Annotated in this window: 12 protein-coding genes; 10 read left to right on the forward strand and 2 right to left on the reverse strand. The window is 65.3% G+C overall.

Annotation, left to right across the window (positions count from 1 at the left end):
• Positions 1-184: 184 nt before the first annotated feature.
• From QTA58_RS01630 to rarD, 7 genes are all read left to right on the forward strand, one after another.
• Positions 185-670 (forward strand): GFA family protein, encoded by a 486-nt coding sequence (locus QTA58_RS01630; RefSeq protein ID WP_289671473.1) that lies wholly within the window; start codon positions 185-187, stop codon positions 668-670.
• Positions 667-1,167 (forward strand): GFA family protein, encoded by a 501-nt coding sequence (locus tag QTA58_RS01635; RefSeq protein WP_085422890.1) that lies wholly within the window; start codon positions 667-669, stop codon positions 1,165-1,167. Before QTA58_RS01630 ends, QTA58_RS01635 begins: the two co-directional genes overlap by 4 nt.
• Positions 1,160-1,636, forward strand: coding sequence for a GFA family protein (locus QTA58_RS01640; RefSeq protein WP_085422889.1), 477 nt, complete (start codon positions 1,160-1,162; stop codon positions 1,634-1,636). The genes QTA58_RS01635 and QTA58_RS01640 overlap by 8 nt, the downstream gene beginning before the upstream one ends.
• Positions 1,633-2,592 (forward strand): prolyl aminopeptidase, encoded by a 960-nt coding sequence (pip, locus tag QTA58_RS01645; protein ID WP_289671476.1) that lies wholly within the window; start codon positions 1,633-1,635, stop codon positions 2,590-2,592. Before QTA58_RS01640 ends, pip begins: the two co-directional genes overlap by 4 nt.
• Before the next feature lie 220 nt (positions 2,593-2,812).
• Positions 2,813-4,429, forward strand: coding sequence for a citramalate synthase (gene cimA, locus QTA58_RS01650; RefSeq protein ID WP_289671478.1), 1,617 nt, complete (start codon positions 2,813-2,815; stop codon positions 4,427-4,429).
• Between the two features lie 61 nt (positions 4,430-4,490).
• Positions 4,491-4,850, forward strand: coding sequence for a hypothetical protein (locus tag QTA58_RS01655; RefSeq protein WP_085422885.1), 360 nt, complete (start codon positions 4,491-4,493; stop codon positions 4,848-4,850).
• Positions 4,851-5,386: 536 nt separating this feature from the next.
• Positions 5,387-6,289, forward strand: a complete 903-nt coding sequence (gene rarD, locus QTA58_RS01660; RefSeq protein ID WP_289673320.1) for an EamA family transporter RarD — start codon at positions 5,387-5,389, stop codon at positions 6,287-6,289.
• A gap of 15 nt (positions 6,290-6,304) precedes the next feature.
• Here rarD and QTA58_RS01665 read toward each other — a convergent pair whose 3' ends face one another.
• The gene (locus QTA58_RS01665; protein ID WP_085422883.1) at positions 6,305-6,910 is read right to left on the reverse strand and encodes a TIGR00730 family Rossman fold protein; all 606 of its coding nucleotides are present in this window, start codon (positions 6,908-6,910) and stop codon (positions 6,305-6,307) included.
• 215 nt (positions 6,911-7,125) lie between these two features.
• Here QTA58_RS01665 and QTA58_RS01670 point away from each other — a divergent pair, with 215 nt between their 5' ends.
• Positions 7,126-8,958, forward strand: coding sequence for an Ig-like domain-containing protein (locus tag QTA58_RS01670; protein WP_289671479.1), 1,833 nt, complete (start codon positions 7,126-7,128; stop codon positions 8,956-8,958).
• 760 nt (positions 8,959-9,718) lie between these two features.
• Here the strand turns inward: QTA58_RS01670 and QTA58_RS01675 are convergent.
• Positions 9,719-9,904, reverse strand: a complete 186-nt coding sequence (locus tag QTA58_RS01675; RefSeq protein ID WP_085423430.1) for a hypothetical protein — start codon at positions 9,902-9,904, stop codon at positions 9,719-9,721.
• Between the two features lie 157 nt (positions 9,905-10,061).
• Here QTA58_RS01675 and QTA58_RS01680 point away from each other — a divergent pair, with 157 nt between their 5' ends.
• Together QTA58_RS01680 and QTA58_RS01685 are read left to right on the forward strand one after the other, a co-directional pair.
• Positions 10,062-10,316, forward strand: a complete 255-nt coding sequence (locus QTA58_RS01680) for a DUF982 domain-containing protein (protein ID WP_085423429.1) — start codon at positions 10,062-10,064, stop codon at positions 10,314-10,316.
• Between the two features lie 179 nt (positions 10,317-10,495).
• The gene (locus QTA58_RS01685; RefSeq protein WP_289671481.1) at positions 10,496-12,385 is read left to right on the forward strand and encodes an ABC transporter ATP-binding protein/permease; all 1,890 of its coding nucleotides are present in this window, start codon (positions 10,496-10,498) and stop codon (positions 12,383-12,385) included.
• Positions 12,386-12,440: the final 55 nt, after the last annotated feature.

Here is a 12,440-nt window from a genome sequence, read left to right on the forward strand (position 1 = left end):
CCCACAAGGGGGGAGATCGGATTGCAGCGAAGCCTCGCCTCCGGTTCACGTTTGTGATTGCCGAAGCGGGGCAGGCTGGCATTACAGTTTCGGGAAGCCGGTGCCTCCTGCCGATCTCCCCCGGGGAGATCGGCAGGACAGAGGGGGGTAGCACACGGCTGATCTGGCCACAGGAGGAGCATCCATGAGCGACATCATCCGAACCGGCGGGTGCCAGTGCGGCGCGGTGCGCTATCTTGCGGAAGGCGAGCTCGGCTTTCCGCATCTGTGCCATTGCCGCATGTGCCAGAAGGCGGCGGGCAATTATTTCATGCCGCTTGCCGGCGTGAAGTGGGAGAGTTTCAGGCTCACCCGCGGCGAGCCGGCCTGGTTCCGGTCCTCCGGGACCGTGCGGCGCGGTTTTTGCGAAAAATGCGGCACGCCGCTCTTCTATGACGGCTCGAGCGACCATATCAGCGTCACGCTCGGCTCGCTCGACGATCCGGAAAGCGTGAAGCCCCGGCTGCAGACCAATCTCGCCCGCAAGATGTCCTGGTTCGGCGAATTGGACCGGCTGGAACACGACGCGGCCATGGACATGACCCCCGAGGAGGAAAAGAAGGTCGCGGCGGGCAACCGCCAGCATCCGGATCACGATACGGAAGTCTGGCCACAGGAGGAGCATCCATGAGCGACATCATCCGAACCGGCGGCTGTCAGTGCGGCGCGATCCGTTTCCGGCTCGCCGGAGAACCTCTCGATTCGTCCATCTGCCATTGCCGAATGTGCCAGAAGGCGTTCGGCGCCTATTACGCTCCGCTCGTGGCGACCGGCGAGGCGGAGCTCACCTGGACGCGCGGAAGCCTCAGATATTTCCAGTCTTCCAATCACGTGCGGCGCGGCTTCTGCGAGATGTGCGGCACGCCGATGACCTATGAGGCCGCCGACGGCATCGGGATTGCGGCAGGCGCCTTCGACGATCCGGCATCGCTGCCGCCGGTCGTGCAGTTCGGCATCGAGGCGAAGCTTCCCTTCGTGGACCGGCTGCACGAGCTGCCCGGACGGCATACGATGGACGACATCGATTCCGCCCCCTTTCTGGACGACATCGTTTCCTACCAGCACCCCGACCACGACACCGAAACCTGGCCGCCGGAGAACCGGCAGAAGGAGAAGAGGCATGACTGAACACTTCAGAACGGGCGGCTGCCAGTGCGGCGCCGTGCGCTTCCGCATCCACGGCGAGCTGGGACGGGCCTCGATCTGCCATTGCCGTATGTGCCAGAAGGCCTTCGGCGGCTTCTTCGGGCCGCTCGTCAGCGCGCCCAGGGACGGCGTCGAATGGACCCGCGGCGAACCCAGATATTTCCAGTCCTCCGTCAATATCGACCGCGGCTTCTGCGAGAACTGCGGCACGCCGCTCACCTACCGCTATCCCGGCGGGCTGGAGCTTGCGATCGGCGCCTTCGACAACCGGGACGACCTCGCCCCGAAGATCCAGGTGAACTATTCCTCGCATATCCCATGGGTGACGACGATCTTCGACGCCCCGATCCGCGACAGCGCCGAGGACATCGCCAAGCAGGAGCAGATCATCTCCTTCCAGCACCCCGACCACGACACCGAGAACTGGCCGGCAAAGGGACTTCATCTATGACGGACGTTCTGCGCACGCTCTATCCCGAGATCGAACCCTATGAGACGGGCCGGCTCGATGTCGGCGACGGCCATGTGATCTACTGGGAACGGGTCGGCACGAAGGGCGCCAAACCGGCTGTCTTCCTGCATGGCGGCCCGGGCGGCGGCTGCAATCCGAACCAGCGGCGGCTCTTCGATCCGGAACTCTACGACGTGCTGCTCTTCGACCAGCGCGGCTGCGGCCGCTCGACGCCGCATGCGAGCCTGGAGGCCAACACGACCTGGCATCTGGTCGCCGATATCGAGCGGCTTCGCGAGATGGCCGGCGTCGAGACATGGCAGGTCTTCGGCGGCTCCTGGGGCTCGACGCTGGCGCTCGCCTATGCGCAAACCCATCCCGAACGGGTGAGCGAGCTTCTGGTGCGCGGCATCTATACGCTGACCCGGCCCGAGCTCGACTGGTACTACCAGTTCGGCGTCTCGGAAATGTTCCCGGACAAGTGGGAGGCCTTCGTCGCGCCCATTCCGGAAGAGGAACGCCACGAGATGATGGCCGCCTACCACCGGCGCCTCACCGGCCCGGACAAGGCCGAGCAGATCCGCTGCGCCAGGGCCTGGAGCGTCTGGGAAGGCTCGACCATCACGCTGCTGCCCGATCCGCAGCTCGCGGCCTCCCATGACGAGGACATGTATGCGCTGGCCTTCGCCCGCATCGAGAACCACTATTTCATGAACGCCGGCTGGCTCACCGACGGGCAGCTCCTGCGCGACGCGGTGAAGCTCAGGGGCATCCCGGGCGTCATCGTGCACGGACGCTACGACATGCCCTGCCCGCTGAAATATGCCTGGCAGCTTTCGAAGGTCTGGACCGACGCGGATTTCCATATCGTCGAGGGCGCGGGGCATGCGGTTTCCGAGCCGGGGATTACCGACAGGCTGATCCGCGCGACGGACCGGTTTGCGGGGAAGGTCTGAGTCCGATGTGCCCCGACGTTACCCCCCTCTGCCCTGCCGGGCATCTCCCCCACAAGGGGGGAGATCGGTCCGCGGCAACGTTTCGCCCTCCGCGAATGCTGGAGATCGGGGGAAACCGGCGAGCCCTTCCAATCTCCCTCCTTGTGGGGGAGATGCCCGGCAGGGCAGAGGGGGGTGCCGGCTTCATTAATAAAATGATCCCGCTCCAGGAGGAGCGCCCATGACACGCGAACGCATCCATCTCTTCGACACCACGCTCCGCGACGGGCAGCAGACGCCCGGCGTCGATTTTTCCGTCGAGGACAAGATCGCCATTTCCGACATGCTCGACGAATTCGGCATCGATTATGTCGAGGGCGGCTATCCCGGTGCCAATCCGACCGATACCGCCTTCTTTTCCGAAAAGCGCACGGAGAAATCGAAATTCGTCGCCTTCGGCATGATCAAGCGCGCCGGCATCTCCGCCTCCAACGATCCGGGGCTCAGCGTCCTGCTGCAGGCGAAGAGCGATGCCATCTGCTTCGTGGCGAAAAGCTGGGACTACCACGTGCGCGTGGCGCTCGGCTGTTCGAACGAGGAGAACCTGGAATCGATCCGCGACAGCGTCGAGGCCGCCCGGCATGCCGGCAAGGAAGCCATGGTCGACTGCGAGCATTTCTTCGACGGCTACAAGGCCAATCCCGAATACGCGCTTGCCTGCGCGAGAACGGCCTACGACGCCGGAGCGCGCTGGGTCGTGCTCTGCGACACGAACGGCGGCACGCAGCCGGGCGAAGTGCGGGAGATCGTCGCCGCCGTGATCGCCTCCGGCATTCCGGGCGCCTCGCTCGGCATCCATGCCCATGACGACACCGGCCAGGCGGTCGCCAATTCGCTCGCCGCCGTCGAGGCCGGCTGCCGGCAGATCCAGGGCACGCTGAACGGCATCGGCGAACGCTGCGGCAACGCCAATCTGGTGACGCTGATCGCCACGCTGGCGCTGAAGGAAACCTATTCCTCGCGCTTCGAGACGGCGATCGACGCGGAGCGGCTTTCCGGCCTCACCAATCTCAGCCACGCCTTCGACGAGCTCCTGAACCGCTCGCCGAACCACCAGAGCCCCTATGTCGGCGCGTCCGCCTTCGCTACCAAGGCCGGCATCCACGCCTCGGCACTCCTGAAGGATCCGCGCACCTACGAGCACGTGACGCCGGAAAGCGTCGGCAATTTCCGCAAGGTCATGGTGTCGGACCAGGGCGGCAAATCGAACTTCATCAACGCCCTGAAGCGGCGCGGCATCGAGGTCGCCAAGGACGATCCGAAGCTCGACAAGCTCATCGCCATCGTCAAGGACCGCGAGGCCTCCGGCTACGCCTACGAGGGCGCCGACGCGAGCTTCGAACTGCTCGCCCGCCGCACGCTCGGCACCATTCCGGACTTCTTCTCGATCGAGGGTTTCCGGGTGATGGTGGAGCGCCGCTTCGATTCCCACGGCCGCATCAAGATCGTCTCGGAAGCCGTCGTGAAGATTATCGTCGACGGCGACACACATATGTCCGTCGCGGAAGGCGACGGTCCGGTCAACGCGCTCGACCGGGCGCTGCGCAAGGATTTCGGCAAGTACCAGCACGAGATCGACGACCTCGTTCTCGCCGACTTCAAGGTGCGTATCCTGAACGGCGGCACGGAGGCGATCACCCGCGTGCTGATCGAATCCACCGATTCCAGCGGCGTGCGCTGGTGGACCGTCGGGGTCTCGGAAAACATCATCGACGCCTCCTTCCAGGCGCTGATGGATTCCGTCATCTACAAGCTGATGAAGAACCGGGAACTGGCGGGGAAAATCGCGGCGGAGTGAGGCTCTTGCGGAACCTCAGGTAGGCTGAATGGTTAGGGACGATCAACCAGGAGGAAGTCCCATGAAGCCAATTTCCTTGACCGCGGCTGCCATCGGGATGGCAGCCTTTGCATTCCAGCCGGCCTTTGCCGACTGCGTCGACGTCACCGGTTCCGTCAACAAGGAGGCCCGCAGCGGCATCGCCAAGGACGGCACCCACGCGCCCCTTGAAGGCAATGCGGGAACGCAGGCCCGAACGGAGACCCCAACCGGAACGACGACCACCAGCGCGGATGCCGCCACCAAGCCACCGCAGAAGGACGGCGCAACGATGCCGATGGGTGAAAGCCGCAATCTTGCGACCTCCAACCAGGACGCCGTCGCGCAACAGAAAGGCGGGGAAACCGCCGCTGCGGCCGCCACGCCGGATAAATGTGATTAACCCGCGCATGAGGCCTCGCGCAGCAAATCACCTGGCCGTGGACTGATACGGCCAGGTTGCTTCGTTGCGCCTTCCGAAATCCCTTCATCGAACGAGGGGAATGCCGAAAGCCGCGGCCTCAGACCTCCTCGAACGACAGGCCCCCTCTGGCCTGCCGGCCATCTCCCCCACGGGTGGGGAGATTGGATGGGCGCACAGGCTTCCCCAAACAACACCGCAGCTACATGGCGCGAGGCTCGCTTGGCGGGAAAGCCGAGCCGCTTGTGATCTCCCCACCTGTGGGGGAGATGGCCGGCAGGCCAGAGGGGGATGAGCCGCGCCCGGTGCGCATTCTATCGGCGCGTACATTCCATCCCGTACCCGGCCGCCACGGCATGCCTGGGTCTCGCCGGCAGGATCGCGGCCGGTCATGGATCCTTCACCGAAATGAATTGGTTCGGCTCAACCTGTTCGTTTAGAGCGGAGGCAACCAGAACAAGCATCATGGAAACACCCTCATGGCCACCGATAGCGTCCCGGACCTGGCGAAGGACGTCATGGCGAAGAACGGCACGCCGGAGAACGAAGACACGCCGCGCGGTTTCGCCTTCGGACTGACGGCCTATTTCCTCTGGGGCTTCCTGCCGCTTTACCTGAAGGCGGTCGCCCACATTCCGTCGCTGGAAGTTCTGGCCAACCGCGCCATCTGGTCGGTGCCCTTCGCGGGGCTCGTGCTTGTCCTGCTTCGCCGCACGGGCGACCTCAAGATCGCGCTGAAGAACCCGCGCATGCTCGCCATGGCCTCGCTCACGGCCGCGATCATCGGCGCCAACTGGGGCATCTATGTCTGGTCGGTCGCCGCCGGCCGCACGCTGGATGCGGCGCTCGGCTATTTCATCAACCCGCTCTTCAGCGTCCTTCTCGCCGCCCTCATCCTGAAAGAGCGGCTGACACCGGCGCAGATGGCGGCGATCGGACTTGCGGCCGTCGCGGTGGCGATCCTGACGATCGATGCCGGCGGGCTGCCGTGGGTGTCGATCGCGCTCACCGTCACCTGGGGCTTCTACGCGCTGTTCCGCAAGACGCTGCCGATCGGCCCGAACCAGGGCTTCTTCCTGGAAGTGCTTCTGATCAGCATTCCCTGCCTTCCCTACGTGATCTGGCTGGAGGCCACGGGCCAGGGCCATCTCACCAATTCGAGCGGCTGGGATGCCTTCATCCTGATGGCGGCGGGCATCGTCACCGCCGGGCCGTTGATGATCTATGCCAACGGCGCCAAGCTCCTGAAGCTCTCGACCATCGGCATCATGCAGTATATCGCGCCGACGATGATCTTCCTGGTCGCCGTCTTCGTTTTCCACGAGCCCCTCGGCTCCGTGAAGCTCGGCGCCTTCGTGCTGATCTGGGCGGCGCTCGTGCTCTACACCTGGTCGATGCTCCGGCAGGCGCGCGGCCGGTAGCCGCGCCGGGACGCCTCAGAGTTTGGAGATCACCGCTTCCTCGCCGTCCGTCGGCGGGCGATCCTCGCCGCGCTCCAGGATCGCCGGGACGATCTCATCCACGTCCGTGATGACCAGCGGCTGGACGAGATGGGCGCGGTGGATGAAACCCTGTTCGCGCATGTGGGTGATCAGGTCCAGCATCGGATCCCAGAAGCCGCCGATATTGGCAAAGGCCATCGGCTTCTCGTGACGGCCGAGCTGCGCCCAGGTCATGATCTCGACGATCTCCTCCAGCGTGCCGATGCCGCCCGGCAGGGTCACGAAAGCGTCGGCCCGTTCGAACATCTTGTGCTTGCGCGCATGCATGTCCTCGGTCACAATCAGCTCGTCGAGCTGGCCGAGAGAGTGGCGGGTCGCCTCCATATCGACAAGAAATTCGGGAATGATGCCGGTGACCTGACCGCCGTTCGACAGAACGCCGGCCGCGACCGCGCCCATGATGCCCTTCGTGCCTCCGCCGTAGACAAGCCGAAGCCCGTGGGCGGCGATGGATTTCCCGAGCTCGCGGCCCGCCGCGATATAGGCGGGATCGCGTCCCGGCTGAGAGCCGCAGTAAACGCAGATGGATCGAATCGGCAACAGTTTTCTCCGTAAGGCATCAAGGCAGGGGCGGGAACGGGGTCCCAATCGTCGAAATTGACGGGAAATGCCCGGAAGAGCAAGGGTTTATAGCCCGAAAAGCTTGTGGAGGCAGGAGGAAAGGGTTAATCCGAATATGCGACGGTAGAGCATCGTTCTTCAAATCCGACGCAATTTTGCGGGAAGGATTTTGGGACCCGTCGGGAGAGACATTGATGATCAGAAACCGCGCCGGCTGGCTGGCCCTGTTCGTACTCGCCATAGCATCGCTGCTGATGGTGTTCTTCGTGTTGCCGAGGATCAACCATGACGCAAAGCCGCTCGGAGATGCGATCAATGCGGCCGGCAATGCGGTCAAGGACGCGGTGACGGAAACGCAGCAGGCCGCCAAGGCGCCGGAGACCCCGCTTTCCGGGCAGGCCGCCGTTCCCGCGGCACCGGCGGCATCCCAGGCCGCTAATCCGCCCGCCGCGGCGCAGCAGCCCGCCGCCGGCATGACGTCTCCCTCCTTCGACGTGCTGCGCGTCGAGCCGGACGGCTCCACCGTCATCGCCGGCCGCGCCGAACCCAATTCCACGCTCGAGGTCACCGACGGCACCTCCGTCATCGGCAAGGTCGATGTCGGCCCGAGCGGCGATTTCGCCATTCCCCTCGACAAGCCTCTGCCGCCCGGCGACCACCAGCTCGTGCTGAAGGCGACCGGCAAGGACGGCAAGACGACGATCTCCGAAGAGACGGCGACGATTTCCATCCCGACGGACGACAGCGGCAAACTGCTCGCCCTGGTGACCAAGCCGGGCAAGGCGAGCCGCGTGGTCGCCATGCCGTCGCCGCAGGAGCCCGGCAAGCCCGCCGCATCTTCCGCAGCCGCACCACCGGCGGCACCGGCCGCCACCGACACCGCCGCCGCCTCGCCTCTTCAGGCCCCCGCGGCCTCCGCGGCACCGGCTGCAAATGCGCCCGGCGGCACGCCCGCCCTGCCGGCCGGCTCGTCCGATCTCGCCGCCGCCGCACCCAATATCCCCGCCGCCGTGCCGGCCTCTCCGCTTCCGGGAGCTGCCGCCGCGGCGCCGGAACTGCAGGTCACCGCCGTCGAGATCGAGGGAACCAAGATTTTCGTCGCCGGCGTTGCCAAGCCCGGCATGTCGCTGCGCGGCGCGGCCGACGGCCAGCCGATCGGCACCGCCCGGGCCGGCCAGGACGGCAGCTTCGTGATCGAGGGAACGCGCGAGCTTGCGGTCGGCGACCACCGGATCTCCGTCGAAGCGCTCGGCGCGGGCGGCGAGGTCCTGGTGCGCGTCGAAGTGCCCTTCAACCGCCCGGCCGGCGACCAGATCGCCGCCGTCGCCGCGCCGCGCGGCGGCGATGCCGCGGCCATGATCGAAGCCGGCGCCTTCGACAAGCTGCGCAACGAGACCGTGCGCGCCTTCAACCTCTTGCGCGGCCTTTACGCCAATAGCCAGGTCCCTTCCCTGGAACAGATGGTCGCCGCCCGGTCCGCAACCTCGATCGCGCTGAAATCGCTCGCCGAATACCGCCTGCCGGCCGATGCCGCGGCCGCCGCCCGCGCGGTCGCCGAGACGACGTCCAAGGATGCCGCAGCCGCGCTCGCGGCGCTCGATGCGCTTCCGAAGGACGTCGCCGCCGTCGGCGCCGGCCTGAAGCAGATCGGCGACCTGATCGCCCGCGCCGTCGGCCCCGCCATCGCCCGGGAACTCGACGGCGTCGAGGTGGCGGCGAACGCGCCCGCCGCCGCGCCGGCACCGGCCACGGCGACGGATGCCGGCAGCGCCCGGACCATCCAGCAGGCGCCGCTCACCCAGAGCGAGCGCGCATCCGTGATCATTCGCCGGGGCGATACGCTGTGGCAGATCTCGCGCCGCGTCTACGGCCAGGGTGTCCGCTACACGACGATCTACCTCGCCAATGAGGACCAGATCCGCAATCCGGACATCATCCAGCCCGGCCAGATCTTCGGCGTGCCGGAGGAATACCGCCCGGATTCGGAAGAACTCCACCGCCAGCGGATGCTGCACCGGAAGTCGTAGGCTTTCACCCCTCCCGCCTTGCCGGCTGGCACAGGCCCCTCATCCGGCTGCCGGCTGATACAGCCCCTCATCCGGCTGCCGCCACCTTCTCCCCGCACGCGGGGAGAAGGGATATGCCGCGCCGTTTCCGCATCCATCACACCGTATCGGGGCCCCTCTCCCCGCGAATGGCAGGACAATTGCATCTGAGCAAAATTGCGCCGCCCCTTCTCCCCAGCGGGGAGAAGGTGGTCCGAAGGACCGGATGAGGGGGGCGAAGCCACCATCGGGCAATGCGTTTGCCGCATGCGCACCCCCTCATCGCCTCGCTTTGCTCGGCACTTCTCCCCGCTGGGGAGAAGGGAGAGCGAGCCGAACTCGTTCGGTTCCTCAAGTGCTCCGCGACCGTGGACAGATTTCGCCTCCCTGAAAAGTTTCCGGCACCGATTTCAGCATCTTAACTCAGGTCGCCGTCCCCCATCGTCCCCGCCTCTCGAAGCCGCGCGACAATCGTCGGGTCATCGGATGGGAAACCGGGTTCCGGAACCGGCCTCCTCATCAGGTTCGAAGGAGCCCGGTTGCCGGTGATGGTCGGTGGAAGCGCAAGGGAGACCTGACTGTACCTCCCGAAACGCCTCCGAGCGATCGGGGCAGGCGGAAAGCCTGAAAAACCAACACCCGAAATGCCCCGCCTGCCCCATTCCCATTTCAACCGCGCGGACGAAAAATCCGGCGCGGCCGAAGGCGCGTGACAAGTTCTCTCAAGCTGATTTCTCGACGATCACCGGAAGCGCGGCTGTCCAGGCGGCAGGTTCGACCGGATCTCGTGCAACGGCGCATGCTTCCCGAGCAGCCGCAGCAGCTTTCGCTCTTCGGCAACGTCAACGCCCAAACGCTTGCAGTATTTCGAAACGTCTTGGTCACGCGGACCAGGATTATGGACCTGCCTGTTGTTCCGGTCTTTCATGGCTTCCTCCTCCTGTAGGGAGAACATTGTACAGGCGAAAAGGTTCGTACGAAATCTCCCAGATGAAAAGTTGATGCGGATCGGGCTTTACCGCCGCCACATGCGGCATGGTTATTGCAACGTTGCCAATGTCGCAGACAGACAGAGGCAAAACGTCATGAAATCGGACAGTCTGCACCAGTTTCAGCCAGTGGGCCTCGCCATGCATGGCACAGGCCGGTACAGCGTCGTGCATTCGGTCGAGGAAGCCGCGGAAGAGCTTCTCAAGGAATGGCCGGATGACGGCGGAGAGCGTTTCTGCGAAGCGGTGAAAGCCTGCCTCGACGGGATTCACGATCTCGTCTCGCCGGGCGAGGTGCGCAAGGCCTTCATCAACGCCGCCCGGGAGGCGCGGGTGATGGTGATCGAATAAGGCCACGGCCTTTGCCGTCGGCGGGCGGGCGGCGGGCCGCCGCGACAGGCTTGCGCATGGCCTGACAGACCGATGCCTGCTCCCGTAGAGACGGATCTTTCACAAAACCGTCATTGCAACATGCCGCGCAGCCCCTTATGTGCCGGGTGGCGTTTCGATGCGCCCGCGCGGAGACATTCATGGCGGATAAGAAAAAGACCGTATCGGCGGATGCCAGCAATCCGCTCGGCACCCTCGTCAACCTGTGGCCCTATATGTGGCCCGAGGGCCGGGCGGACCTGAAGGCGCGCGTGCTTTGGGCGACCTTCTATCTCTTCCTCGCCAAGTTCGTGCTGCTCGCGGTCCCCTATTTCTTCAAATGGGCCACCGATGCCCTGAACGGCAGGCTGGACATGGCCGGTCTCCTGCCGGCCTTCCTGCTCGGCGCGGTCGTCCTCGTCATCGCCTATAACCTTACCCGCATCCTGCAGCTCGGCCTCAACCAGCTCCGCGACGCGCTCTTCGCCTCGGTCGGGCAATATGCGGTGCGCCAGCTCGCCTACCGCACCTTCGTGCACATGCACCAGCTCTCGCTGCGCTTCCATCTGGAGCGCAAGACGGGCGGGCTGTCGCGCATCATCGAGCGCGGCACCAAGGGCATCGAGACGATCGTCCGCTTCACCATCCTCAATTCCGTGCCGACGCTGCTCGAATTCCTGCTCACCGCGATCATCTTCTGGGCGAGCTACGGCTTCTGGTACGTTCTCGTCACCGCCGTCACCGTCTGGCTCTATATCTGGTTCACGATCCGGGCGAGCGACTGGCGCATTTCGATCCGCCGCTCGATGAACGACAGCGATACGGACGCCAATACAAAGGCGATCGACTCGCTTCTGAACTTCGAGACGGTCAAGTATTTCGGCAACGAGGAAATGGAGGCCCGCCGCTTCGACTCGTCGATGGCGCGCTACGAAAAGGCCGCGACCGACGTCTGGACCTCGCTCGGCTGGCTGAACTTCGGCCAGGGCGTCATCTTCGGCATCGGGCAGGCGGTGATGATGGTGATGTCGGCGCTCGCCGTGCAGCGCGGCGAGCAGACGATCGGCGATTTCGTCTTCGTCAACGCGCTGCTCATGCAGCTTGCCGTGCCGCTCAACTTCATCGGCTTCGTCTATCGCGAAATCCGCCAGGGCCTCACGGACATCGAGCAGATGTTCGATCTCCTGGAAGTGGCGCCGGAAGTCACCGACCGGCCGGGTGCGCAGGAACTCGCCATCGCGCAAGGGTCGATCGCCTTCAAGGACGTGCATTTCTCCTACGATCCGGCGCGGCCGATCCTCAAGGGCATCTCCTTCGAGGTGCCGGCCGGAAAGACGGTGGCGATCGTCGGCCCGTCCGGCGCGGGCAAATCCACCATTTCCCGCCTGCTCTACCGCTTCTACGACATCCAGGACGGCGCGATCACCATCGACGGACAGGACGTGCGCGACGTCACGCAAAAATCCCTGCGCGCCGCGATCGGCATGGTGCCGCAGGATACGGTGCTGTTCAACGACACGATCGCCTACAACATCCGCTACGGCCGGCCTTCGGCGACGGAAGAGGAAGTGCTCGCCGCCGCGGAGATCGCGCAGATCGGCCATTTCATCCGCACCCTGCCGGAAAGTTTCGACACCAAGGTCGGCGAACGCGGCCTGAAGCTCTCGGGCGGCGAGAAGCAGCGCGTGGCGATCGCCCGCACGATCCTGAAAGCCCCGCCGATCCTCATCCTCGACGAGGCGACCTCGGCGCTCGACACCACGACCGAGCACGAGATCCAGTCGGCGCTCGACACGGTTTCGAAAAACCGCACGACGCTGGTCATCGCCCACCGGCTCTCGACCGTCATCAATGCGGACGAGATCATCGTGCTGCGCGACGGGCAGATCGCCGAGCGCGGCACCCATGCGGCGCTGCTCGAAGCGAACGGGCTCTACGCCTCGATGTGGAACCGCCAGCGCGAGGCGGTGCAGGCGGAGGAGCAGCTGAGAAAGGTGCGCGAGAGCGACGACCTCGGCGTCGTGCTGCGCGGCCAGCCGGCGGCGGAATAACCGGCCCGGCCAAGCCCTCCTGCGAAGAAGGCTTGCCGGCAGATCGTCGCGGTCT

The sequence above is a fragment of the Neorhizobium sp. CSC1952 genome (assembly GCF_030378245.1).
Lineage (GTDB): Bacteria > Pseudomonadota > Alphaproteobacteria > Rhizobiales > Rhizobiaceae > Neorhizobium > Neorhizobium oryzae_A.